The sequence below is a fragment of the Rothia sp. (in: high G+C Gram-positive bacteria) genome, assembly GCF_030540545.1.
Classification (GTDB): Bacteria; Actinomycetota; Actinomycetes; order Actinomycetales; family Micrococcaceae; genus Rothia.
The window spans coordinates 170,369-195,768 of record NZ_JAUNVZ010000003.1 but is presented as its reverse complement, the minus strand read 5'-3'; the positions used below and the strand labels follow the sequence as shown (position 1 = coordinate 195,768).

General features: G+C 56.4%; 20 protein-coding genes. 12 read left to right on the top strand and 8 right to left on the bottom strand.

Translation table 11 applies throughout. The features are described from left to right. Positions 1–201: 201 nt before the first annotated feature. The 4 genes from Q4P78_RS03955 to Q4P78_RS03940 form a co-directional block, all read right to left on the bottom strand. The gene (locus tag Q4P78_RS03955; protein WP_303339017.1) at positions 202–1,092 is read right to left on the bottom strand and encodes a PP2C family serine/threonine-protein phosphatase; all 891 of its coding nucleotides are present in this window, start codon (positions 1,090–1,092) and stop codon (positions 202–204) included. Beyond that, positions 1,089–2,156 carry an adenylate/guanylate cyclase domain-containing protein gene (locus Q4P78_RS03950; protein ID WP_303339104.1) on the bottom strand — a complete coding sequence of 356 codons (1,068 nt, stop codon included), beginning with the start codon at positions 2,154–2,156 and terminating at the stop codon, positions 1,089–1,091. The genes Q4P78_RS03955 and Q4P78_RS03950 overlap by 4 nt, the downstream gene beginning before the upstream one ends. A 432-nt stretch (positions 2,157–2,588) precedes the next feature. Further along, positions 2,589–3,080: a PH domain-containing protein gene (locus Q4P78_RS03945; protein WP_303339016.1), complete on the bottom strand. Its 492-nt coding sequence runs from the start codon at positions 3,078–3,080 to the stop codon at positions 2,589–2,591. A gap of 129 nt (positions 3,081–3,209) precedes the next feature. Beyond that, the gene (locus Q4P78_RS03940) at positions 3,210–4,088 is read right to left on the bottom strand and encodes a biotin--[acetyl-CoA-carboxylase] ligase (protein WP_303339015.1); all 879 of its coding nucleotides are present in this window, start codon (positions 4,086–4,088) and stop codon (positions 3,210–3,212) included. A 207-nt stretch (positions 4,089–4,295) separates the two neighbouring features. Between Q4P78_RS03940 and Q4P78_RS03935 the strand changes: the two genes are divergently transcribed. From Q4P78_RS03935 to Q4P78_RS03925, 3 genes are all read left to right on the top strand, one after another. Then, the gene (locus tag Q4P78_RS03935; protein ID WP_303339014.1) at positions 4,296–4,589 is read left to right on the top strand and encodes a YciI family protein; all 294 of its coding nucleotides are present in this window, start codon (positions 4,296–4,298) and stop codon (positions 4,587–4,589) included. 259 nt (positions 4,590–4,848) lie between these two features. Beyond that, positions 4,849–6,444 (top strand): acyl-CoA carboxylase subunit beta, encoded by a 1,596-nt coding sequence (locus tag Q4P78_RS03930; RefSeq protein WP_303339013.1) that lies wholly within the window; start codon positions 4,849–4,851, stop codon positions 6,442–6,444. A 137-nt stretch (positions 6,445–6,581) separates the two neighbouring features. After that, positions 6,582–6,929, top strand: coding sequence for an acyl-CoA carboxylase epsilon subunit (locus Q4P78_RS03925; protein ID WP_303339012.1), 348 nt, complete (start codon positions 6,582–6,584; stop codon positions 6,927–6,929). Between the two features lie 83 nt (positions 6,930–7,012). On the opposite strand, the gene Q4P78_RS03920 is transcribed toward Q4P78_RS03925, so the two are convergent. Continuing rightward, positions 7,013–7,879, bottom strand: a complete 867-nt coding sequence (locus Q4P78_RS03920) for a hypothetical protein (protein ID WP_303339011.1) — start codon at positions 7,877–7,879, stop codon at positions 7,013–7,015. 447 nt (positions 7,880–8,326) lie between these two features. Between Q4P78_RS03920 and Q4P78_RS03915 the strand changes: the two genes are divergently transcribed. From Q4P78_RS03915 to Q4P78_RS03890, 6 genes are all read left to right on the top strand, one after another. Further along, a complete protein-coding gene (locus tag Q4P78_RS03915) occupies positions 8,327–10,078 on the top strand; it encodes a DUF885 domain-containing protein (RefSeq protein WP_303339010.1) in 1,752 nt (583 codons plus the stop codon). Positions 10,079–10,321: 243 nt separating this feature from the next. Then, positions 10,322–11,059, top strand: coding sequence for a hypothetical protein (locus Q4P78_RS03910; RefSeq protein WP_303339009.1), 738 nt, complete (start codon positions 10,322–10,324; stop codon positions 11,057–11,059). Positions 11,060–11,091: 32 nt separating this feature from the next. After that, positions 11,092–11,829 carry a hypothetical protein gene (locus Q4P78_RS03905; protein WP_303339008.1) on the top strand — a complete coding sequence of 246 codons (738 nt, stop codon included), beginning with the start codon at positions 11,092–11,094 and terminating at the stop codon, positions 11,827–11,829. 259 nt (positions 11,830–12,088) lie between these two features. After that, complete coding sequence (locus Q4P78_RS03900; RefSeq protein WP_303339007.1) at positions 12,089–13,348, top strand: glutathionylspermidine synthase family protein; 1,260 nt, start codon at positions 12,089–12,091, stop codon at positions 13,346–13,348. A 91-nt stretch (positions 13,349–13,439) separates the two neighbouring features. Next, positions 13,440–13,751, top strand: a complete 312-nt coding sequence (locus tag Q4P78_RS03895; protein ID WP_303339006.1) for a nucleotidyltransferase family protein — start codon at positions 13,440–13,442, stop codon at positions 13,749–13,751. Beyond that, complete coding sequence (locus Q4P78_RS03890; protein WP_303339005.1) at positions 13,748–14,089, top strand: DUF86 domain-containing protein; 342 nt, start codon at positions 13,748–13,750, stop codon at positions 14,087–14,089. Before Q4P78_RS03895 ends, Q4P78_RS03890 begins: the two co-directional genes overlap by 4 nt. Positions 14,090–14,152: 63 nt before the next feature. On the opposite strand, the gene Q4P78_RS03885 is transcribed toward Q4P78_RS03890, so the two are convergent. Then, complete coding sequence (locus tag Q4P78_RS03885) at positions 14,153–15,358, bottom strand: low temperature requirement protein A (RefSeq protein WP_303339004.1); 1,206 nt, start codon at positions 15,356–15,358, stop codon at positions 14,153–14,155. Positions 15,359–15,492: 134 nt separating this feature from the next. On the opposite strand from Q4P78_RS03885, the gene Q4P78_RS03880 reads away from it, so the two are divergent. The 3 genes from Q4P78_RS03880 (at position 15,493) to Q4P78_RS03870 (ending at position 20,015) form a co-directional block, all read left to right on the top strand. Beyond that, positions 15,493–16,197: a nucleoside triphosphate pyrophosphatase gene (locus Q4P78_RS03880; protein ID WP_303339003.1), complete on the top strand. Its 705-nt coding sequence runs from the start codon at positions 15,493–15,495 to the stop codon at positions 16,195–16,197. Between the two features lie 254 nt (positions 16,198–16,451). Continuing rightward, entirely contained in the window at positions 16,452–18,275 is a 1,824-nt protein-coding gene (locus Q4P78_RS03875) for a biotin carboxylase N-terminal domain-containing protein (RefSeq protein WP_303339002.1), read from the top strand. Between the two features lie 321 nt (positions 18,276–18,596). Beyond that, positions 18,597–20,015, top strand: coding sequence for an MFS transporter (locus tag Q4P78_RS03870; protein ID WP_303339001.1), 1,419 nt, complete (start codon positions 18,597–18,599; stop codon positions 20,013–20,015). Positions 20,016–20,127: 112 nt separating this feature from the next. On the opposite strand, the gene Q4P78_RS03865 is transcribed toward Q4P78_RS03870, so the two are convergent. Then, positions 20,128–21,528 carry an NAD(P)H-quinone dehydrogenase gene (locus Q4P78_RS03865; protein WP_303339000.1) on the bottom strand — a complete coding sequence of 467 codons (1,401 nt, stop codon included), beginning with the start codon at positions 21,526–21,528 and terminating at the stop codon, positions 20,128–20,130. Positions 21,529–21,672: 144 nt separating this feature from the next. Then, a complete protein-coding gene (gene mfd / locus Q4P78_RS03860) occupies positions 21,673–25,320 on the bottom strand; it encodes a transcription-repair coupling factor (RefSeq protein WP_303339102.1) in 3,648 nt (1,215 codons plus the stop codon). Positions 25,321–25,400 lie beyond the last annotated feature (80 nt).

The window sequence follows — 25,400 nt, the reverse complement described above, 5'->3', positions numbered from 1 at the left end:
CGGGGCGCTCGTATGTGCGGGGGTGGTTTCGGCGGTCTCTTTTTCAGTCACCCTCCTATTTTATGTCAGCTCTCTTCACGAGTAACAGGCGCCGGTTAGCTGGAGAGAAAAGCCGCAGAGCCTAGAGCAAAAGAACACAGAGCAAAAGAGCATAGAGCAATGCCCCGCCAGGCTTTCACCTAACGGGGCATGAGCATCTCTTTAGTCTTCTACCTGCTGGGCGTCAGCGACCACCACGGTAATATTATCGCGGCCACCGGCACGCAGAGCCTCATTCTGCAGCACATCGGCAGCATCCTGCGGGTGGCGCACCGAGGTGAGCACGCGAGCCATATACTCATGCGAAAGCTCACCGGAAAGACCGTCGGAGCAGAGCATTAGGCGGTCACCCGGGCGGGCGGGCAGCACCCAAAAATCCGGCTCCCAGTAGTTACCGGTGCCCAGGGCGCGGGTAATAACATTGCGGCGAGGGTGGGTCAGCGCCTCCAGGGCGGTAATCTGACCCTCATCCACCAGGTACTGCACCTCGGAGTGGTCGCTCGTAATCTGCTCCAGGGAGGCAGTACCGCGGTCGCCCGAGAGCTGCTCCAAATTGGAGTGGTGAATACCGTCTTCGGGGCGCATCAGGCGGTAGGTGCGCGAGTCACCCACGTTGAAAATCACCCAGAGATTGTGGTCCCCAATGGTGGTTAGCCAGGCGCCGGTGACGGTGGTTCCGCCCGCGCGGGAGAGAGCGGTTTTAATCTTTTCATTGGTTTCGCCCAGTAGGGTGCGCAGCTTTTCCAGGGTGCGCATAATCTCGTCATTGAGTACATTGGTGGCCTTGCGACCGCCACCTGCTGCGGCGTAGCGAATCTCAAATTCAGCCTGTTCCTGCTCGGTCAGCCCGCCAGGGCGGGTGAACAGGGAGGAATACGCCAACTGGCGCACGCACAGGCGCGAGGCGACTTCTCCGGCTTCGTGACCGCCCATACCGTCGGCGACTACGCTCAGGCTACCGGCGACGACCATCGAGTCTTCGTTATTTTCTCGGTGGGCGCCGCGGTGCGTTGCGCTGCCGGTACGCAGGGTCAATTCAGTGGTCGGTTTCATTTATTCTCCATGCTATTGGTCCCGCGGCTGACAGCCACCGGGTCCACATTGCCAAAGCTTCGAACATTGCGGGTACCCTGAGATACCAGGTTAAAACGGTCGCCAAAGGCGGCGAGCATCCGGGCGGTGTCCGCGTCGGTGAGCACGGTTCCGGGCTCTGCCTGAGAGACCAGGCGGGATGCCATATTCACGCTGGATCCGTAGACATCGCCGCGGTTTGCCAGCACCTCGCCCCAGATAAACGCTACCCTTACGGCGGGTAGCTGCTCATCGGCACCAATTTCTTCTGCCAGAGCCAGGCTAATATCGGCGATCATTTCGGGGGATTCGGTCAGGAAGAAGACCTCGTCACCCAGGGTTTTAATGATGCGTCCGCCGCGCGGGCCGATAATATCCAGGCAGCTCTGTTCAAAATGGTTGATCAGGTGCGAGAGTTCCCGTGCGTTCAGGTTACGCACCAGGGAGGTATAGGAAACCAGGTCGACAAAGCCCACGCCGCGCATGAGCGGCAGCTTGTGCGGTGCGGTGTCTTCCGGGTTGTTTTCGCGTAGCGCCAGGCGCAGTACTCCGGTGTACATTTGGCGGCGGTATGCGTAGAGGGTCAGGGCTTCCAGAGCGTCCATGAGCTCGGGTAGCTGGTGCAGCAGAATGCGGCGCGCATCGGCATCGCTGACCTTTTCACGAATCATAATGCCCTCGACCAGGGCTTCAATTTGCCAGGCAACAATACGATCGGTGAGCTGTCCAACCGAGCGCACCAGGGAGAAAGTGCCTTCTCGCGCTACGGTGCTTTTGGTGACCATCTCTTCCAGTTGGGAGAGGATGGTAACGTCTCGATCGGTGAAGTAGGGGGAATCCTGGAGTAGGTTGGGAAAGCCCATATTGCGCCATACTTTTTCGGCGTGTTCGAGTTCTACTCCGGCGTGCTCTGCTGCCTGGGCGGGGGTGTAGCTAATGCGCTCTCCCAGCAGCGCCTGTTCTAGCTGGCGTACGCCTTCTTTGGAGGCTTCGTCGCGGTAGAGGTTGCTTTGGGAGAGGTTGCGTAGAATTTTCAGGTTGAGCATTTGGGTTTCGGGGCCAATGCTCAATTTCTGCCCAGAGGAGGTGCTTTCGGGTACGGGTGCACCGAAGGTTCGCTCTGCCTGAGGTTCGTGATTCTCAGGTTGGGCGTGTTCGTTGTTGCCGTCCATCGCTCCTCCTTTCCTTAGTCTGCATCGTCATTGGGGCTCGGGCGCCTATTCACCACCAAGTGTGATATGCACCCCATATACCCCCATTATGGGGTGTAGCTCACAAATTTTCCAGCTTTTTTGAGTATTACGTCAATATTTTTGAAAAATTATTCATTCTTCATATTGGTCACAAGACACCCCAAAACGCCCCAGTCTAACGGGCAATCGTGGATTGAACGCTCTGGAGCATTCCCCATTTTACCGCGCAGTGCCCCATTCGTCAGCTTTGAGCACTGTGAAAAACAGGGAAACGATAAGGTGAAACTAACCCATATAGCCGGTACGCAGGGCGTAATTTTCACGCCAAGAACGGTCCAAAATCGCCGCAAAATACGAGACTTCCGGCAACTGACGGAAACGATGCTGCACCCCCAGCGATTCCACCACCAGCGTGCCATAGCCCCAACGCTTACCCAGGGTATTGCGCTCAATTCGGCGCGGTCCCAGTGCATCCAGGGGCAGTGCCTCATGCTTGGCGGAAGAGACCCAGCCGCGCAAAATCACCAGGCGGTGCGTGGTAATGGCGTAGCGGGTGCGCACCCAGCGCAGCACGCGGCGCAGGCTCAGCACCAGCCAGAGCAGGCACAGGCTCGTGCCCGTCCACCACAAAAAGGCTGAGGAAGCGGCGGTTGCGGCGAAACTTGCCGCCGCGCTTGCCAGCAGCAGCTGGAGCAGGGCGGGAATGAGGGATGCCGGATGCGCCCGGGTCATGACCAGGGTCCGTTCATTCGGGTACAGGCTTCCGCGCAATCGCATGGCTTTTTCTTTCTGCCGAGTGGGATACGGTGATTTCTCTTTTCAGCATAACCCACTTTTATGTATGCAGGCTGTGTATTGGCAGCTATCTCTAGAGCGCCGGGCTAGTACAGAACCAGCTAGTACGGACTAGGAGCTATAGGATCCGTCCACGGCACGCACATGCTCCACATCGGCAGCCGAATACTCTACCCGCTCGCCACCGTCGTGCTCAACCAGCAGCTGGCCGCCGGCTCCAAGACCCACAGCGAGCCCGTATCGCTCACCCTCGGGCAGGATAACGCGCACCCGGCGACCGATGGTCTGCATACGCTCGGTGATGAGCTCACGCAAGGTATAGCCCTCATAATCACCGAATTCTTCCGACAGCTCAGCATCCAAACCCTGCTGCACAAAAGCATTCCAGAAGTTTTCAAAAATGGTGAGGAAAATTTTAAGTACGCGTTCGGGTTCGTACGCCGTACCGCTTTCAATCAGCACGCTGGTGGCATTCTCAACCGGTAGCTGGTCCTCAGTCATCAACAGGTTCTGCCCCACTCCAATACACAGGGCATAACTACCGTCATCCTCGTGCACCAGCTGCGCCAAAATACCGCAGCCTTTCTTATCGCTCATCATCACATCATTAGGCCATTTGATACCGGCTTTAACACGCAACAAGATCCAGGTCTGATGCACCGCCAGGGCCGCAATGAGCGTAGCCCAGGGGTACTGCTCCAGCACCAGAGGATGCTCACCCTGCGCCGGACGGGCAATAATGGTGGTCGCCAAACAGGTACCGGCCGGAGCCTGCCAGGTGCGGTCCAGTCGGCCCTTACCGGCGCGCTGATCCATGCTCACGCATACGCTCAGCTGCCCCAATTCTTCAGCAGAATCCTTGAGCAGGGCGGCAGCGTACGTATTGGTGGAGTCTACCTGCGGCAGATAGAAAAGACGGGTGTACCCGGGCAGCGGGTTCTCAAGGACGCGCGGTTCAGCCGAGGTGAGTGAGAGACTAGCGGGAAGCATAGTGCGCCTTTCCATAGCTTGGTTATGTTCCGGTACCGCGTTATTCGTATTCTGTGCAAACACGCAAACACCGCCGCTTCTATGCAGCCTCACGGTGGTGTACCGTTAGAAGTAGTGTACCCAAAGGATGCATTCATCCTCATCCGATAGGGTCATTATTCGAGGTTTATTCTCGACATATCGCACGCCCGCCACGAAAGGATCATCATGGCCTATTTTGCAATTTCCTACACCTATGCCGCACCCGAAGAGCAGGCAAAGTACCGCCCGGCTCACCGCGAGTACCTGGCAGCCCAGATTGAGGCGGGTTCCCTGGTAGTTTCCGGTCCTCTCTTGGCAGAGCAGGATGGCGAGAAGGTGGCTCGCGGCGCGCTGATTATTGCCAAGGTTGACTCTGCTGAGATTGCCGAGCAGATTATTGCCAATGACCCCATGAATATTGGTGGTGCTGTACTGGAGTACTCCATCCAGGAGTGGAACCCGGTTCTGGGCACTATCTAAGCAGCGCTAAGCACAGCGTATCTATTCCCGTCCGCGCTATAGAACCGAAGATTTTATCTGCCGAGATCAGCAGATACTCGATAGATGTTCAATAGCCGGGCGGGAATAGTGTTTCTTTTCAGGCATACAGGGCACTTCGCCTAGTAATCGGCGGCACAAACCACGTATAGTTAAAACAGCTATGCGTGGACTCCCCCATACGGGGTGGTTACAGTACACGCTCACCGATACGACCCATCCATAGAAGAATTGAGGGACTATGTCGCAGGAAACGGAATTTGATCTGAGCACCACCGCCGGTAAGCTCGCCGATTTCTATGCGCGCCGCGAGCAGAGCTATGTGCCCAGTGGCGAAGCAGCCATTGAAAAGCAGCACGCCCGCGGCAAGAACACCGCACGCGAGCGCGTTGATATGCTGCTGGATGAGGGCTCCTTTGTAGAATTTGATGCCCTGGCTCGTCACCGCACCAACGCCTTTGGTATGGAGGCAAAGCGCCCCCTAGGCGACGGCCTGGTAGCTGGTTACGGCACCATTGACGGCCGCCTGGTGGCTGTGTACTCTCAGGATTTCACCGTGTACGGTGGTTCTCTCTCCCAGGTCAATGGCGAGAAGATTGTTAAGGTGCAGAAGTTCGCTCTGCGTAATGGCTGCCCGATTATTGGCATTAATGATGGTGGTGGCGCCCGTATTCAGGAGGGCGTGGCGTCCTTGGCAATGTTTGCCGATATTTTCCGTATGAATGTGCGCGCCTCCGGTGTGGTGCCGCAGATTTCGGTCATTATGGGTCCCTGCGCCGGTGGTGCGGCATACTCCCCCGCGCTGACCGATTACATCATTATGGTGGATAAGACGTCCCATATGTTCATTACCGGCCCGGACGTTATTAAGACCGTCACGGGTGAGGAAGTGGATATGGAGACCCTGGGTGGCGCGCGCCAGCACAATACTGTCACCGGCACCAGTGCCTACCTTGCTGAGGATGAAGACGACGCTTTCGACTTTGTACGTGAGCTGCTGGAATTCCTGCCCTCCAATAACCTGGCGGAGGCTCTGCCTTTGGAGCATGAGCAGGAGCCTCAGATTACCCTGGACGATCTGGATTTGGATACCCTGATTCCCGATTCGGCGAACCAGCCCTACGATATGCGCGCGGTGATTGAATCCGTGGTGGATGACGGCCATTTCTTGGAGATGCAGGCTCTGTACGCTCCGAATGTCATGATTGGTTATGCCCGTATTGAGGGTCGCACTGTGGGTATTGTGGCGAATCAGCCCATGCAATTCGCCGGCTGCCTGGACATTAATGCTTCGGAGAAGGCAGCTCGTTTTGTGCGCAATTGCGATGCTTTCAATATTCCGATTGTGACTTTTGTGGATGTTCCGGGCTTCTTGCCGGGTACCGACCAGGAGTTCAACGGTATTATTCGCCGCGGCGCTAAGCTGCTCTACGCCTATGCGGAGGCTACCGTTCCGCTGGTCACTGTGATTACCCGTAAGGCTTATGGCGGCGCGTATATTGTGATGGGTTCTAAGAAGCTGGGTGCCGATATTAACCTGGCGTGGCCCACCGCGCAGATCGGTGTGATGGGTGCTCAGGGTGCAGTGAATATTCTGTACCGTCGTGATTTGGCTGCTGTTGAGGCTGCCGGTGGCGATGTTGAGGCGCGCCGTGCTGAGCTGATTGCTCAGTATGAGGCGGAGCTGCTGAACCCCTATCAGGCTGCTGAGCTGGGTTATATTGACGAGGTTATTGCGCCGAATGAGACGCGCGTGCGTATTATTTCTTCGCTGCGTGCTCTGCACGATAAGCGTGCCTCGACCCCGGCGAAGAAGCACGGTAATATTCCGCTCTAAATTATTCTCTGATCTCTTCTCGCCCGGATCCTCAGGTACACAGTGACTAGGGTTCCGGGCGGGAAGAGAACTATATGTTGTGATTCTGGCGTCGGTGCTCTGCCAGAGTATCGGTTCTGTACGTTAAGGAGTGCGCGGTGGCGAATCCGCTGAGTTATTTTTCCTTTGGCCGTAAGAAGGCTGAGCCTGCTGCGAGCGAATCGGCTGATGCGCGCCCGGAGGCTGAGTCTTCTGTAGCTGTCGCGGATTCTGCTCCGGCTGCTCCTGAGCCTGCGACTCCGCTTTTTTCGGTGGTTTCGGGTGATCCTAATGATGAGGAGCTTGCCGCGTTGACCGCTGTGGTGGCTGCTCTATCTGCTCAGGCTGCGGCGAAGGGTTCCCCCTCGCTGGTTGAGCAGGCTTCGCGTCTATTGAATCGTCGTCAGCGTTTGGGCGCTGGTTTGCGTCCGGGTCCCGGCTCGTGGCGTCGTGCCCGCCCCATGTAGTCTGAGCGCCCCTACACTAGAAATGTCATGATGCCCGCAGGTTTTAGAACCTGCGGGCATCATGATGTAGCCGGCACCATAATTTATAGCGTGCCGTCAAGAATTTTGGGTGCGTTCTCTTCAGCGTTTTTCTTCGCTTGTGCGATTCGCTCTATTAAAACCTGGTTTTCGTTCAGGAAGCTTGTAAGGTATGCATTGAGCTGGTTGGTTATCGCCTGCTCGTACCCTATTTCTTCTCGGCATTCTGCATCCTGGCGGGGTAGATTTTCTTCTCTGCCCTGCAGATAAGCTTCATCCGGGCTTAGGTATTGGTAGCCGCGTTTTTTCATGCATTCAGACCATTGCTGGTGTATGTGCATCATCTCGGGGGTTTGTTTTGCCTTGTTAATATAGGCAAGAGGTGCATTGTTCGATCCACCGTAGAAGGTAGAAGCGCCCTGAGCATCCCCAAAGATTTCCTCCTGAGCGATATAGCGGCATCCAATAACTGGCTGGCCATCACGCGTTTCTTCAGAGCTTTGTCCCATGAGGGCTTTTGCTTGCGCTTCGGTCACGCTTTCCTCGGGAGTACTATCGGCATCTCGTTCCAGCAGAGGCGGGTATCCGCGGGTGGTTGCTTGCTCAATAGTCAAAGGAGCGGGAACCATGAGGGAACGAACGCTATAGTGCGCTCGGCCCTGTCGTGCTGCTTTATATTCGGGAAATCCGCGGGAAGCCATACAATCATTCACGAGTTTTTTATAGGCTTGAGCTACAATTTCAGGCTCACTGAATAGATTGTTAACTTTGGACATAGCTTGGGTGTCAACTTCAGTTGCGGGAGTTATCTCGCCGTGCATTGCCGGAGAGGAGTCCCCCTGTTGAAAAGTTCCAGAAGGCGCCGCGCACGAGGTCACCAAAGCAATCAGCGCTACTGCTGTGCCCAGTAGAGTTCGGATATATCGGCTCATATTCTCCTCCCTTGGAGAGTATCGAAAAATCTCGCACGGGGCGAGAGTAACGAAATGAGAGTGTATATCCACCGTATCTAGAGAGCCTACTCTATTTCAAGGATGAACCGAGCCTTGGATTCAAAAATATGCATATTTAAAATACAATAGAGAGCAATAAGATGTATCTAATTACATTAAATACCACTTTTTCCTAGAGTAATTCTGGAAAATATTTCACGCTGTGGCATATAGTCACCACACACCCACCATAGACATCACCCTTGATAGAATGGCAACCGGTAGCTGGAGGCGAAAAAGACTCCGAAGCGCCACCTTGTGAAACCGTGCCTGCTGGTACGGCTTCTCGTATTTCTCCCTCTCCATCCATCCACTTCAACCTCATGTAGAACGTCATAAAAGTGAACTATATTACCATCGCCGGGTCGTATAGGTTAGGATAGACATATGAGTATCTATGAAGAGCTTCCCGCCATCTACCGCCCGCAGCGTGCCCAAAGCGATGTGGACGCCATTGCAAACGCATTCTACGAAGCGGTTCTGGATCTGAACCCCGTCTACGCAACCGAAGAAGGTCGCACCGGCGTAGAAACCCTATTCCCCGACTACTCCCCCGCAGGCGATGCAGCCTACACGGAACTGGTCAAGAAAACCCTCGCGGACCTTGAAGCCATTATCCCCGTGGACGACACCGATCTAGTCACTTTGGATGCCATGCAGGAGCGTCTGGAACTGGATTTGGCATTCCGCCGCGCCGGTCACGGCTCCTGGCAGCTGAACAACATTACCTCCGTGGTGCAGTCGGTGCGTTCCAGCTTCGATCTGATGAACCGCAATAGCCCCGAAGACTGGGGCTTTATTGTGGGTCGTCTGGGCAATGTACCCGTAGCCCTGGCATCCCTGCGCGAAAACCTCGACAGCGCACGCGCCGAGGGTAAAATCTCCCCGGCCCGTCAGCTGCGCGCCGTTACAGAACAGATCGACGCCTACGTGGCTGAGAATGGCTACTTTGACGAGCTGGCGAAGGAAATCGCTACCGGCTGCGAGCAGCTCTGCGATCAGGCTCTGGAAGCCGCCGCCGAAGCGAAGGAAGCCTACGCCGATCTTGCCGAGTACATCCGTACCGTACTGCTGCCCGCCGCCCCCGAAAAGGACGCCGTGGGTCGTAAGGACTATGCTCTGTACTCCCGCTATTTCCTGGGCGCGCACATTGACCTGGATGAAACCTACGCCTGGGGTGCGCGTGAGCTCGCCTCCATTATTGCCGCGCAGCAGGAGATTGCCGAGCAGATTAAGCCCGGCGCAAGTATTGAAGAAGCCAAGCAGATTCTCGACGCCGACCCCGAGCGTGTGCTGCACGGCACCGACGAGCTGCAGGCGTGGATGCAGCGCCGCTCCGATGCGGCGGTACAGGCTCTTGCCGGTGAGCACTTTGAGATTGCCGGCCCCATGCTGAACCTGGAGTGCCGTATTGCCCCCACTCACGAGGGCGGTATTTACTACACCGGTCCCTCCCCCGATTTCTCCCGCCCGGGCCGCATGTGGTGGTCCGTGCCTGAGGGGGATGACACCTTCGGTACCTGGCGTGAAACCTCCACCGTGTACCACGAGGGCGTGCCGGGTCACCACCTGCAGATGAGCGTGGCAACCGCTATGTCGGCTGCGTTGAATAAGTACCGCGCCAATATGCTGTGGGTCTCCGGCCACGGTGAGGGCTGGGCTCTGTACGCAGAGCGTCTGATGGTGGAGCTGGGCTTTATGGATGATCTGGGCGATCGTATGGGTTGGCTGGATGCTCAGCGTTTGCGCGCAGCCCGCGTGGTCTTTGATATTGGTGTGCACTGCGAGCTGCCCGTACCCGAGGAATGGGCTGCCGAGCTGGGCGTTGAGCCGGGCACTATCTGGACTCCTGAGCTGGGTTATGAGTTCCTCAAGCGTAATTTTGACGCCACCGAGGATAGCGTGAAGTTTGAGTACCTGCGCTATTTGGGCTGGCCGGGTCAGGCTCCCAGTTATAAGATTGGCGAGCGCCTGTGGCTGCAGCTGCGCGATGAGGCTGTGGCTTCCGGTACCGAGCTGCGCGAGTTCCACACCCGTGCTCTCATACTGGGTTCCCTGGGTCTGGACGTGTTGCGCCGTGCGCTCTCGGATGCACCCGTGGATAATTTTGATGATGACGATGAGGATGACGACGACTAAGCCGTTGGCATCTAGCGCGTAGATATTCTGGTTCTGCCCCGCGATACCCTGTTAGTGTGTATTGCGGGGCAGAACTATATAGTGTTCTGGAGTGAGCGGGCTATATGAGGGCACCCCGCGCGCCGGCGCTAAGGTTCTCACCAAATTATCAGGATTCTTTGGTAGCTTAAAACGTCAGCTCTTTCCGCTATGCTCTGAATGCATCGGATAATTGCTCCGGTGCAGAAAGATACACATACAGCTATGAACTATTCACCCAGCCGCCACGCTCCCGTGGGTTTTGCTAAGTCGCCGGTTCACCAGCCGGCGCAGTCTAAAAACCCCATGCCCATGTACCAGAGGGTGCTCATTGCGATTATTATTATTGCTCTGGTGCTTGCCGGTATTCTGACTTTCTACGCCCTGATGCGCAATCGCCGCACCGAGGAAAATACTATTCAGAGCGAAGAGTATGCGCAGGTCTGTCAGGATTCCAATAGCGGACTGCGCGTGGACGATAGCTATTGTGAGGCGGCAGGCTCGGATGCTGACTTTGCCGGGGACGGTAGCGTTGCCTCGGCGTCTCCCTCCTCAAGTTCTCATAGCTATCACCGCAGCTCCTACCATTGGTACTATGTGGGCGGTTATGGCTCTTCTTCTTCGAATAGCACTGTGCCTTCGGTGGGTTCGCGTGTGGAGGGCGGTAGCTATTCAAAGCCCAGTAATGGCACCGTGTATTCGGGTGTATCCACCAGTGGCGGTAGCTATGAAAGCAGCTATAAGAGCGCGAAGAAGACCAGCACTCGTTCTTCCGGTAAGACTACGAGTACTATTAGTGGAGGTAAGACCTCCTCGAATTCCGGTTCTAAGTCTGGCTCTAATTCAGGGTCTAACTCCGGCTCTTCCTCGAAGTCTGGCTCTAAGTCGGGTTCGAAGTCATCCGGTTCTAAGGGCGGCTTTGGCGGCGGTTCGAAGTCCGGTGGCGGTTCCTCCGGCGGCTAAGACTCTATTTCACCGATATGTTGGGAAGGATTATGTCTACACATCGTTCATCTCAGAAAGTGCTCTCTTCCAGGGACTCCTATACGGAGTATTTGCGCGACTATGCACAGAATGAAAGAGCGCGCGGGATGCGGAGCGAGGGGATATCCTGTCTTTGGTTTCTGATGCCCTTTATCATGGTTTCTCTCTTTGCAGGTATGATATATCATTTTGGCTCTGAAAATTCGGATTCTTCTCCGACTTCTAAGCCAACTGCTGTTACTTTCAGATATGAATATGTACGTATTTGTGTGAGTCTTACCCAGCCTCCTACTCCTTCTCCTATTCCCACACACTATAGCCCCGATATGCAGGAATTTTTAGCTTTGCAGCAGGAATATAAGATCAAGTATTTCTCTCAAAAGCCCATCGCGCGAGTCAAAGATCAGCTTTGTGAGGAAGTCGGCGATGCAGCAGATGCGTGGAAGCGAAGTGTTAGCCACGATATGCCTGCCTACTCTTGGGACTATATTGAACTCGATGATAATGAAGATCCAGATAGTGTGCGAATCCCTGCCATAGGTGAAGCTTATGCTCCCCGAAATAATCAATATCTTCACGGTATTTCCAACCGAGGAGGCACCTTTTACGTCTACGTCCCAGAAGAGGGCGGCACCTTTAAATCCTGTGCCTATGGAGCTCAGCAATATCTCACGCTAGGGTATACCTCTAAAATTCTCACTGCCTACCCCGGTGGTAAAGAGGCATACGATAAAACCCATCAACGGTAAATATCGGCATAGACAAAGCGCTCGGAAGGAAATACCTCCCGAGCGCTTCTTGCTCTATCTATTGTAGTGAGCCCCACTCTAGAGCTGTGCTCGTTAACGTACCAAAGTTCATGACGAGCTATGACATATTCCTTTTTATCTCATCTGTGCATCATCGTGAAGGTGTTTGTGCTACTCATTTCCCAGCGTTTGCACATAAGTAGCTGGTACTCTGACTAGAGAATCAATCACCGCCTATCCAACAGAAGATGAGGTACCTATGCGCCGTGAAGAATTTCCCGTGGGTCGCCCCGATTGGGAGCGCACCATCGAAGAAGAAGGCCTGACCTATAGCATTGACTTCCCCGGGGATGTGCACTATTGGAATGAATACGCCGCCTATGTCTTCACGCCCGAAGAGATGGACGCGCTGCGTGCCGATAGTGAAGAGCTGCACCGCATGTGCCTGCAGGCGGTCGGCCATATGGCATCCGGCGCCTACGGAACCCTAGGACTACCCGCCGCTGCCTTTGAGCTGGCGAAGAGTTCCTGGAATGCGCGCGAGCAGGATTTTTACGGCCGTTTCGACCTGGTCTATAGCGGTATTGCAGGTCAGGCACCCAAGCTGCTGGAATATAACGCCGACACTCCCACCGGCATTGTGGAGGCAGCCGTGAGTCAGCGCAGCTGGTATGTGGATCAGCGCCTGGATAATCGCTCCTATGTGCACTTTAATGAGCTGGGCGAATCCTTTATCGGCCGCTGGAAGCACCTCTTTGCCGCGGAACTTAAGGCCTTTGCGCAGGGCAAGGGGCTGCAGCCTCATCTGCACCTGGCGCATGTGACCGATGAGGTGGATCCCAGCGGTGAGGATAAAGAGAACCTCTGGCTGCTGGCGCACGCCGCACGCGAGGCGGGTATTGCAACCACCATGATCCCCATTGACGAAGTTATTTTTGATGAGGAAAACCAGCGTTGGGTAGACGCCGAGGGTACGGTGATAAGCAACCTCTTTAAGCTCTATCCCTGGGAGGATATGGTCACCGATTCTGAGAGCGGCTATGACCGTCTGCTCTTTGCCTACTATGACCGTATGCAGCGTTGGATTGAGCCGGCGTGGAAAATGTTCCTCTCCAATAAACTGCTGCTGGCAGCCCTGTGGGAGTTGAATCCCGGGCATAAGAATCTGGTCCCCACTTTCGCCGGTCACGATGGCGGTTTGCGTAACTGGGTGCGTAAGCCTATTTTCGGTCGTGAGGGGGACGGTATTGAGATTCACGCCCCGGACTACGGGGTTTTTGCCAAGCCCGAGGAGGACGATTTCTTCAATAGCGCTCCCGAGAGTGAATTTATCTACCAGGAGTATGTACCGATCCCCGAGTACACGGGTATTATTCAGTCCTCTAACCACCCGGTGATTGGTTCCTGGGTGGTTGCCGGGCGTTGCGTGGGCTTGGGTATTCGTGAAACCAATGGCCCGGTGACCGATTACTATGCGCGTTTTGTGCCGAATCTTATCAAGGCTGAGGGTCTGCTCTAGCAGTACCACCAACGAGGGAAAAGGAAGCCCGTTCTCTCTCTCTCCCCCCCGATGCAGGGCGTGGCTCAGCTACTTTTGTTAGACTAATACTATGAGCACGAGCACAATGCCCCGTTCCTATGACCTGCCCCATGAGCACGAGGTCGTAGAGATTTTGCGTGCCTACGGTGTACAGCGTGCCCAGATTTTCGGTAGTGCCGCTCGCGGTGAGCTGAAGGATTCAAGCGATATTGATCTGCTGGTGGAGTTCAAGCCGGGCATATTGCCGACATTAGGTTTCCGTTTCTTTGATTTGAAACAGGAACTGGAGAGCACTGTTCATCGGAAAGTAGACTTGTTGACTTCCGTTAAAGAACCTTTCCTCCCCTATATTCAGCAGGATCTACAGGATATTCCGCTATGACTAAGAGTCCTCAGCCCTATCTGATTCTTGTTGAAGAAGCGCTAAAGGCTGCGCAGATGTATAGCGCGGTGTCTCACGAAGTTTTCATGCGGGAGCCTATGCGTCAGGATGCTGTGTGCATGCGAATGCATGAAGCGGGTGAAAATATGGCATGTATTCGTCGCGGTTTTCCAGAGTTTTATGCTGAGCATGAGAGGGAAGATTGGCACCGTATTATTGCATTACGCAATCTTATTGGACACGGATATGAATCAGTTAGTCCTGAAATTATCTGGAATATTCTGAAAGAAGATATCCCTGTTTTTCTTGAGTACCTCGCAGAGGTACAAGCCCTTTAAACGCTAAGCCCCCGGGTCATATACCCGGGGACTTAGCGTTTAAAGCGTATAAAACAGTAGAGGCTACGGCTCCAATCGCGCTTCTGCCTTGGCGTGCGAACGATTGTAATCCAGGGGACGGTACATGACCAGGGTTGCCACCAGCAGGGTCACAGTCATAGCCACCGCAATCATGGAGAAGGGGAGGAAACCCTGAACCATGGTCACCAAGCCAACTGCGGGCATCGCCAGGTTAATCGCCATGGGCGCGTAGTCACGAATGACCACAAACCACACGGCGAGAATGAACAGACCCACAGGGATTGACAGGGACAGACCAGCGTAGGCTTCGCCCACATGGTTCTTATGCGCAATGGTATCGCTAATAACTTCCACGCCGGCAGCAAATGCTGCAATGGTTGCGAAGATGAAATAGTGCAGGTAGCCGTAGCGCAGAGTGCCCCAAAAATTAGACTGGTTAATGGAGTGATGGTGCGGCGGCCAGAAGTAAATCCACCACATGCCCGCGCTAATAGCAATAGCCATAGCGCCCACGCCGTAGAGTGCCAGGGCGGCGTCCGGGGTCTGGCTTGCCTCCTGGAATGCCAGGGCGGCAGCGCGCAGGGATTCACCCATCACGATCAGACCCAGCAGGCCGTAGCGTTCGCTCAGGTGGTGGCCGTGCCAGGGGGTGCCGCCGGCGCGCTCAGCAATGACCGGAACGGAAAGCTCGGCAAGGATTAGCACGGGAATTAGCCACTGAATGTGATTCAGCGACATAACAGCCCAGCCAGCCTGCACCAGGGTAATACCGGCGGTGTAGATCAGCGCGGTTTTGCGGGTGGAGCCAGGGGTGCGGGAGGCGCGCAACCATTGCAGCACCTGGGCAAAACGCATAATCAGGTAGCCAATCAGGCCGGGTACAGGGTCACCGTCAAAAATGGTGTGCATATTACCGGCGATGACCAGCACGCCACTCATCTGAATAATGACCAGCAGACGATAGAGCCAGTCGTCGGTATCAAAGGAGGAGGCGAACCAGGTGAAGTTCATCCACGCCCACCAGATGTAGAACATGACCAGGGCATAGTTGAGCACACCCGCCATGACGTGACCGTGGGTTAGGGCGTGGTGCAGTTCAGACCCTGCGAAGAGGATGGCGACCACAAAGACCAGGTCGAAGAATAGCTCGAGCATGCTGGCGGCGCGGCCGTGCTCATTCGGGTCCCTGGGAACCATGCGGTTGAGGAAATAGCGCCCGGTGTATTGGGCGAGCGGGCTTTGGCTCATAATGTGCCTTTCGTGGCGGGTATTTTCTTGGTTTCTATTGTATCTTTCTGCTCGCTATATCCCTGTGTGCATATGGGTTGTTTGGTAGAAGCGCCAAAGGGCACGCTGAGGTCCCGAACTTTTACAATGGGTGTATGAGTATTTCTGAAATTGCTGCCGCTGCGTCCCTGTCTGATTCCCCCGTGCTGGTGCTTGCCTCCGCCTCACCCGCACGCCGTAAGCTCCTGCAGGATTCCGGGGTGCGTTTTATGGTGATGGTGTCTTCCGTGGATGAGGACGCTGTTCTTAAAGCAGCTTCTGACCGTGCGCAAGCTGCCGGGCAGCCCGCTCTCTCCCCCGCCGCCACCGCCCAGCTGCTCGCCGAGGCCAAGGTGGGTGCCGTGGTGGCTGAGCTTCGCGCCGCCGGGGTGAACAATGCCCTGGTACTTGGCTGCGATTCGGTTTTTGAGGTGGGCGGTTTTGCCTACGGTAAGCCCCATAGCCCGCAGGTGGCGCGCGAGCGTATGAGCGCCATGAGCGGCTCGCACGGTGTGCTGCATACCGGTCATGCTCTCATTGATCTGCGCGAGCCTGCTACCGAGCCTCTTGCTCAGCTGCGCAGCGCCCGCGTTTTCTTTGACTCCATGACTGAGCAGGAAATTGACGCCTATATTGCCACCACCGAGCCGCTGGAGGTTGCCGGTTCCTTTACTCTGGATGGCTACGGTGCCGCCTTTATTTCCCGTATTGAGGGTGAGTTCCATACCGTGGTGGGTTTGAGCATTCAGGCTCTACGAGTGATGCTCTCCGAACGTCATCTTGCCATCATGGATTTCTGGGTGAGCCCGACTGAACGCTAGTCTCTTGGCCCTGCGTAATCGCCGAAAAGCGCCTCCTGCACCGATGAGTGAGGGCCCAGACTAAACTTTCACGTGAATCTTCAGCATTCTTTGAGCTTTCTGGGCTGTTTGAAGACTAAGGTTTAGCTGACCGGCTGTTAGAATTTATATGTTAAGTAATGCGTGTTATACCCGCGCCCTGCGCGCGAGCGCCACGCACCACACTAGCGAGAGACTATCCGAGACCATAGATCAAGGATAGAAGGAGCTTATCCGTGACTACTACCCACGACGCTACCGCTTTTACCGCCGTAGAGGGCAAGCACACCGGACCGGTCAGCAAGGTACTCATTGCCAACCGCGGTGAAATCGCCGTGCGCGTTATCCGCGCAGCACGCGATGAAGGCATTAAAACCGTTGCAGTATATGCCGACCCCGATCGCGACGCCCTGCACGTTAAGCTTGCCGACGAAGCCTACGCCCTGGGTGGTGCCACCGCTGCACAGTCCTACCTGGTCATGGACAAGCTCATTGAGATTGCTATCCGTTCCCAGGCAGATGCCGTGCACCCCGGCTACGGCTTCCTCTCCGAAAACGCAGAGTTCGCTCAGAAGTGCCTGGATGCCGGTCTGACCTGGATTGGTCCTTCCCCCGAATCCATTACCCAGCTGGGCGATAAGGTCGCTGCCCGCCACATTGCACAGAAGGTGGGCGCTCCCCTGGTGCCCGGCACCAAGGACCCCGTTTCCAGCGCTCAGGAAGTGCTGGACTTCGCCGATGAGTTCGGCCTGCCCGTAGCGGTCAAGGCCGCTTTTGGTGGTGGCGGTCGCGGTATTAAGGTGGCACGCGAGCGCAGCGAAATTGTGGAAATGTACGAATCCGCTGTGCGTGAGGCAACCGCTGCCTTTGGTCGCGGCGAATGCTTTATTGAGCGATTCCTGGACTCCCCGCGCCACGTTGAAACCCAGTGCCTGGCGGATGCCTACGGCAATGTTATTGTGGTATCCACCCGTGACTGCTCCCTGCAGCGCCGCAATCAGAAGCTGGTTGAAGAGGCGCCCGCACCGTACCTGAGCGATGAGCAGAATGAGCGCCTATACGAGGCGTCCAAGGCTATTTTGCGTGAGGCCGGCTATATGGGTGCAGGTACCTGCGAGTTCCTGGTCGGTACCGACGGCACCATTTCCTTCCTGGAAGTAAACACCCGCCTGCAGGTGGAGCACCCGGTCTCCGAGGAAATCTCCGGTCTGGATCTGGTACGCGAGCAGTTCCGCATTGCCCGCGGCGAGAAGATCGGCACCGAAGACCCGGTACTGCGCGGCCACTCTTTTGAGTTCCGTATTAATGGTGAGGATGCGGGCCGTTCCTTTATGCCCGCCCCCGGTACCGTCGAGAAGCTGCAGATTCCCACCGGCCCCGGTGTGCGTTGGGATTCTGGCATTGTTGAAGGCGATGTCATCGGCGGTAACTTCGACTCCATGCTGGCAAAGCTGATTGTTACCGGCGCTGACCGCACTCAGGCTCTGGCTCGTGCCCGTCGCGCCCTGGCTGAGCTGAATATTGAGGGTATGCCCACCGTGGTTCCCTTCCACCGCGTGGTGCTGGACGAGCCCGCTTTCGCACCGGCTGAGGGTGAGCCGTTCAAGGTGCACACTCGCTGGATTGAGACCGAGTTTAAGAACACTATCCCCCAGTACGACGGTACCCTGGGTGCTGCCGATAGTGAGGATGAGGACCGTCAGCGAGTGGTTGTTGAGGTCAACGGCAAGCGCCTGGAAGTTGTACTGCCCGGGGACTTGGCTGCTGGTGCCTCCAAGCCCGCCGCGAAGAGTGCCTCCAAGTCGCGTAAGTCCCGTAGCGCTCGCGGCGCCTCCTCTGCCGCGAACGGTAATGATCTGACCAGCCCCATGCAGGGCACCATTGTGAAGGTTGCTGTCTCTGATGGCGATACCGTTGCCGAGGGCGATTTGGTGCTGGTGCTGGAGGCTATGAAGATGGAGCAGCCCATTAATGCTCATAAGGCGGGTAAGATTTCCGGTCTGTCCGCTGCTGCCGGTGATACTGTCACCGCTGGTGCTGTGCTGGCGACCATTAAGTAGTCTCTAGAGACACTTCTCAAAGCCCCGTATTCGTTGAGAAAGGAATGCGGGGCTTTGTGCTGCCCTCTTTTTCTTGAGCTGGTAGTTTGAGCTGGCAGTTGGGCAGGTATCTGCCCGGGCTGGACATTATACATAGAGTGCATATTCACTGTCCGTATAGGGGTATCAGGGCGTGAAAATATTTACAATCATAGGTTTAAGCGCGTAGAGTTATACGGTATGCCTTAAGTGCGATGTTCAGATAGCCTTCGCTATCCCCTCGTGCCTAAGATATCCGCCGCGCGCGGAGAATTTTCAACACACAATTCACAAAGGACAGCCATGAGCTCAACTGTGACTACCACGGATCAGGTAGCGGAAGCACCTGTATCCAAGACCACCAGGGGACAGGTCATTATCGCCTCCCTGGTGGGCACCACTATCGAATTCTACGACTTCTATATCTACGCCACCGCAGCCGTGGCGGTCTTCCCTGCGCTCTTCTTCGCGAACACCCAGGACCCGACCACCGCACTGCTGACCTCCTTCGCAACCTTCGGTGTGGCATTCGTTGCTCGCCCCGTCGGTTCCATTATCTTCGGCCACTTTGGCGATAAGATCGGTCGTAAAGCAACCCTGGTCGGCGCGCTACTGACCATGGGCCTAGCGACTTTCTTCATCGGTCTGCTACCCACCTACCAGCAGATTGGTATCTGGGCACCGGCAATGCTGACCATTCTGCGTTTCTGCCAGGGCCTGGGTCTGGGCGGCGAATGGTCCGGTGCGGCGCTGCTGGCCAGTGAATACTCCGAGCCGGGCAAGCGTGCACGCGCAGCTATGTGGCCGCAGCTGGGCGCACCCATCGGCTTTATTCTCGCGAACGGCTTTATGCTGATTCTGACCGCTCTGATGGGCTTTGATTCCACCCGCGATAAGGGTAATCTGGACAGCGCTTTCCTGGTCTGGGGCTGGCGTATTCCCTTCCTGTGCTCCATTGTGATGGTTGCTGTGGGTCTGTACGTGCGTTTCAAGCTGGAGGAAACCCCCGTCTTCCAGAAGGTTATTAAGGAAGACAAGAAGGTTAAGACCCCTCTGGTTGCTGCAGTGCGCACCGCATGGTGGCCCATTATTCAGGGTACCTTCATTATGGTTGCCTGCTATGTGCTCTTCTACCTGATGACCGCGTGGATTCTCTCCTACGGTATTGCCAAGCCCGAAAAGGGCGGTCTGGGCATTAGCTACAGCACCTTCCTGATTATTCAGCTGATCTCCATTGTCTTCTTCGCTGTCGCTATTCCTCTCTCGGGTTACTACGCCGATAAGTACGGTCGCCGCAAGCAGCAGCTGTGGACCACCATCGCTATTGCGATTTTCGGTCTGTCCTTCGTGTACTTCCTGAACCCGGAGCGTCTGGGCACCGGTGCGGGTGCAAACACCGTGCTGATTACCGTATTCCTCTCGGTGGGTATGCTGCTGATGGGCTTCTCCTTCGGTTCGATGAGTGCCTACCTGCCCGAGCTGTACCCGACCAATGTGCGTTACACCGCCTCGGGTCTTGCCTACAATATTGCAAGTATTCTGGGCGCATCTCTGACCCCCTTCGTTGCCGTGGCGCTCAACTCCGCTTACGGTACCGGCGCGGTGGGTCTGTACCTGGCCATTGCTGCAATCCTGAGCATTATCTTTATCCTGCTCACCCATGAGACCAAGGATATTGATATGGACGCTGTGGGCGAAGAAAAGGAAGAGGCTAAGGCCTAAGGCTTGATCTACTAGCTTCTCTACAAAACACTAAGGGAGCCGGTGATTCGTCATGAATCACCGGCTCCCTGAGTTTATCTACCCGATAGAGGGGCCAGGTACGTAGCGTCCTTTAGTAGCGCGGGTGCAGACGACGCGCAGCCTCGGCAATGGTACCGGTCAGGGACGGGTACACGGCAAAGGTCTCCGCCAGATCGTCCACGTTCAGCTTCTTATCCACCGCCAGGGAAATGGGGAAAATCAGCTCGGAGGCACGTGGACCCACGACCACGCCACCGATCACGGTGCCGGAGTGCTTGCGGGCGAAAATCTTCACAAAGCCCTCGGTCACAGCCATCATCTTGGCGCGCGGATTGGTGGGCAGAGGAATCATGACGGCATCACCTCGGCGGTCGCCATCGTTGAGTTCCTTCTCGGTAATGCCTACGGTCGCAATCTCGGGGGAGGTGAAAATATTCGCCGCAACCTGGTCGGTGCGCAGGGGCTTGACGATATCGCCGAGCACGTGAGCCATAGCGATACGACCCTGCATAGCCGCCACGGATGCCAGGGGGTACACGCCGGTGCAATCACCGGCAGCATAGATATTGTTCACCGAGGTACGGGACACACCATCTACCAGTACGTGACCGCTGGGAGCCAGCTCAACGCCAGCCTCCTCAAGACCCATATCCGCAGTATTGGGAATAGAACCAATAGCCACCAGGCAGTGAGTACCCGAGACCTTACGGCCATCAGAAAGGGTCACCACCACGCCAGCCTCGGTACGCTCCACAGCATCTGCACGCGAGCGCGGCATCACGCGCACGCCACGGCGTTCAAAAACGTCCTCCAGTACGCGAGCTGCGTCTTCATCCTCACCGGGAAGCACACGATCGCGAGAAGAAATCAGAGTAACCTTCGAGCCCAGACCCTCATAAGCGGAAGCGAACTCGGCACCGGTCACACCCGAACCGATCACGATCAGCTCTTCGGGAACCTCGCGCAGATTATACAGCTGAGTCCAAGTCAGAATGCGCTCGCCATCGGGCATGCCGGTAGCCATTTCGCGCGGGTGGGTGCCCACAGCCAACAGCACAAAATCAGCGTGCAGCTCATACTCCAGACCGGTATTATCGGTCACGTGCACGGTGTGGCGGTCGGCAAGACGAGCAGAACCGTGAATGAGCTTAACGCCCGCGGTAGCCAGAGCGCGCTTAATATCGGCAGACTGCTGCTTAGCGAGGTTGAGCACGCGGGTGTTCACCTTGTTCATATCCACGCGCAGCTGAGGGGTCAAACCCTGCATATTTTCAATGCCCAGGCTGCCGGCGTCGGAGAACTGAGTCATGGTCTCCGCGGTAGCAATCAGGGTCTTCGAAGGCACCACATCGGTGAGCACAGCGGAGCCACCGATAGCGTTCTTTTCAATCAGGGTGACATCGGCACCGGAGGAGGCAGCAACCAGCGCGGCCTCGTAGCCGGCGGGGCCGCCACCCAGAATTACAATACGTCGAGTTTTAGAAGAAGTCACAATAATAATTGTGAGCTATTCTACCCGCACTATTCAAATGCAACACCCCGCCACGAATACCGAATTGTGAATATTGCGCCATAGATAGCGCCTACACGATATTCGCAGCGGGGTGCAGCTGAGGGAATTTAGATTCTCCCGGGGTTAAGAGGCAGCCCCCGGGGCCTCCAAGCTCAGCTCAGCCAGAGACTTCGGCTCGGCGGTAAAAATGGAATTAATCATCTTCGCCGCCCAGAGAAGAATCTCAGCATCCACCAGCTCACGACCGCCCACCGGCAGGGTCTTCGGGCGAGGTAGCAGAGTCACCCAGGTGCTCATGCCCTTGGGCTGAGTATGCGTGGCTCCCGGGTACACACGCTCTAGACGCATCACGCGAGACTCCGCCAGGGGCGCATCGGTCACCACGCGAACCTTCGGACCCATGAGCATAATCTCCTGGATACCGGCAGAGCTTGCCAGCTGACGCAGAGCAGAAACGCGTAGAAGATTCTCCACCGGCTCTGGCAGTGCACCGTAGCGGTCGGTCAGCTCTTCGCGAGCCTCCTGCAGCTTGGCGGGAGTATCGGCAGAAGCGATCTGACGGTACGCCTGCAGGCGCAGACGCTCAGAATCAATATAGGAATGCGGAATATGGGCATTGACCGGCAGGTCCACCTTCACCTCGCGGATACGCTCGGTGTACTCACCGCGGAATGCCGAGACCGCCTCGCCCACCATACGCAGGTACAGATCAAAACCCACGCCAGCAATATGACCGGATTGTTCACCACCGAGCAAATTGCCGGCACCGCGAATCTCCAGGTCCTTCATCGCCAGCTGCAAACCGGCACCCAGCTCATTATGGGTCGCTACAGCCTTGAGCCTCTCATGTGCCACCTCGCCCAGCATCTTACCCGCCGGGTACAGGAAGTAGGCATAAGCACGCTCACGACCGCGGCCCACACGGCCGCGCAGCTGATGCAACTGACTCAACCCGTAATTTTGTGCCTGATCCACAATCAAGGTATTCGCATTGGAAATATCCAGACCGGTTTCCACAATCGTGGTGCACACCAGCACATCAAAACGACGCTCCCAGAAATCCACAATAATCTGCTCCAGGCGCGACTCGCTCATCTTGCCGTGCGCGGTCGCAATACGTGCCTCGGGCACCAGGCGACCAATCTCGGCGGCAACATCGTCAATATCAGCAACGCGATTGTGTACAAAGAACACCTGTCCCTCGCGCATGAGTTCGCGGCGAATCGCGGCAATAATCTGGTTATCGGTGCGCGGACCCACATAGGTAAGCACCGGGTGACGCTCCTCAGGCGCGGTTGCCAAGGTCGAGGTTTCGCGGATACCGGTCAGGGACATTTCCAGGGTACGCGGAATGGGGGTCGCGCTCATGGCGAGCACGTCCACATTGGTGCGCAATTTCTTCAGCTTCTCCTTATGCTCCACACCAAAGCGCTGCTCCTCGTCAATAATGACCAGGCCCAAGTCCTTAAACTGAACAGAGTCCGAAAGGATACGGTGCGTACCAATCACCACATCCACCGTGCCCGCAGCGATCTCCTCGGTAATCTGACGGGTTTCCTTCGCCTTCTGGAAACGGGAGAGCACCTTCACACGCACCGGGAAACCGGAGAAACGCTCGGTGAAGGTCTCAAAATGCTGCTGAGCCAGCAGGGTGGTCGGCACCAGCACGGCAACCTGTTTGCCGTCCTGAATAGCTTTGAACGCCGCTCGAACAGCAACCTCAGTCTTACCAAAACCAACGTCACCGGAAATCAGGCGATCCATGGGCACCTCGCGCTCCATATCCGCCTTCACCTCATAAATGGCGTTGAGCTGATCCGGGGTCTCGTTATAGGGGAAGGATTCCTCCAGCTCACGTTGCCAGGGCGTATCCTCGCTAAAAGCATGACCGCGAGAAGCCTGACGCGCCGAATAGAGCTTCACCAAATCCGCCGCAATATCGCGCACCGCCTTACGGGCACGGCTCTTAGCTTTCGACCAGTCACTACCGCCCATCTTCGAGAGGGCAGGAGTATCCGAGCCCACATAGTGCGAGATCAAATCCAGCTGATCGCTGGGCACAAAAAGACGGTCCGGTGCGCCACCGCGCTTCGAGGGCGCATACTCAATCACCAGATATTCGCGACTGGGAGCATCCTTAGCCAGAGGGCTCGCACCGGGCACCGGGCGGGACTCCATCTGCACAAAACGGCCAATACCGTGACGCTCATGCACCACATAATCACCAGGGTTTAGTGCCAAAGGATCCACCGCTGCGCGACGGCGACGAGGCTTAAGCTTAGGAGCGCTGCCGCGCGGGGCATAGGTGCCGCGGCGACCCAAAACCTCCGCCTCGGTAAAGAGCGCCAAACGCTGCTGCTCCATACGGAAACCCGCACGTGCAGGCGCCTGAGCCAGCTCAACCAGCCCAGGCTGCAACTCCCCACGGAAAGAAGCCGCCGGAACCTGCGCCTGTTGAAAAAGCTCCGCCAAACGCGCCACAGAACCCGCGCCATTGGTCGCAATCAGCACCGACCAGCCATCGCGCACCAAGGCGCCAATATCCACCAGCATCGACTCAGTCGAACCCGTATAGGAAGGAGCCGCCTGCGCCGGAATACTAAAGCTATCCACACCATCCTCCAGGGCGTCAGCAATCAGGGACTCATCGGTCACCAGCTCGCTCAACTCCCACCAGCCAAGACCCAGCTCAGCCGCCTCGGAACGAATCGCCGATAGCTCACGGAAACCAGCATCAGCCACCGGCATATCCACCGGAGTCACAGCTTCCTCATTCTCCGCGCTCGTTGCCCACGCAGCATTCAAAAATTCTCTATTGGTCGCCCACAAATCCTCCGCGCGCGCAGCCACACGCTCCGGCTCCGCCACCATAACCAGCGAACCGGAGGGCAGAAGAGACAGAACAGAATTCAACCGCGGAGCCAGCAGAGGAATCAAAGACTCCATGCCCTCCACATAAATACCGCCGGCAATCTTCTCCAGCATCGAAGAATACGCCGGGTACTCATCACGGAAACGCGCCGCAGCGCTCTGCACCTGAGGAGTAATCAACAACTCGCGGCAGGGCAGCAGAGTTACCTCGCTCGGGTGCGGTGCATCCGCACCTAAAGCACGCTGATCGCTGGGCGAAAAGAGGCGAATTTCATCCAGCTCATCACCAAAGAATTCCAAACGAACAGGGTAACGTGCCGTCGGCGAAAAAACATCAATAATACCGCCGCGCACCGCATACTCACCGCGCTTAGCCACCAAATCAACCCGCGAATACGCGGCAGCGTTCAAGGCACGAATAACAGCCTTGTACTCATACTCCTCACCGCGCACCAAATGCACCGGTTCCAGGTTCTCAATACCAGCCACCAGAGGCTGAATCGCGGCACGCACCGGAGCAATCACCACACGCGGCGTGTGCTGATCATCATGAGTGAGCGCATGCAAAACCTGCAAGCGAGCGCCCACCGTATCGCTGCGCGGAGACAGACGCTCATGCGGCAACGTCTCCCACGCCGGGAACAACGCAATATCCTCCGCCGGCAAAAAAGCACGCAAAGCATGAGCCATATCCTCAGCCTGACGCTCCGTCGGTGCAATCACAAACAGGGTCTCACGCTGATCCAACGCAGAAGAGATATCCGCCAGCAGCGGCGCCTGAACACCAGCCACCGCACCAATCAGCGCGCGGGAGCTACGCTGCGCAGCGGAACGGGAGGCGGCATCCACCACCGCAGCATACCGAGGATTAGAACGTACAACACGCGAAATAGCCTCCAAATGATGCACACGCTCAGCCACGAAAAACCTCCCAGAGAAGAATAAAACTACCCCTCAAGGATACTCCCCCACCGACCAAC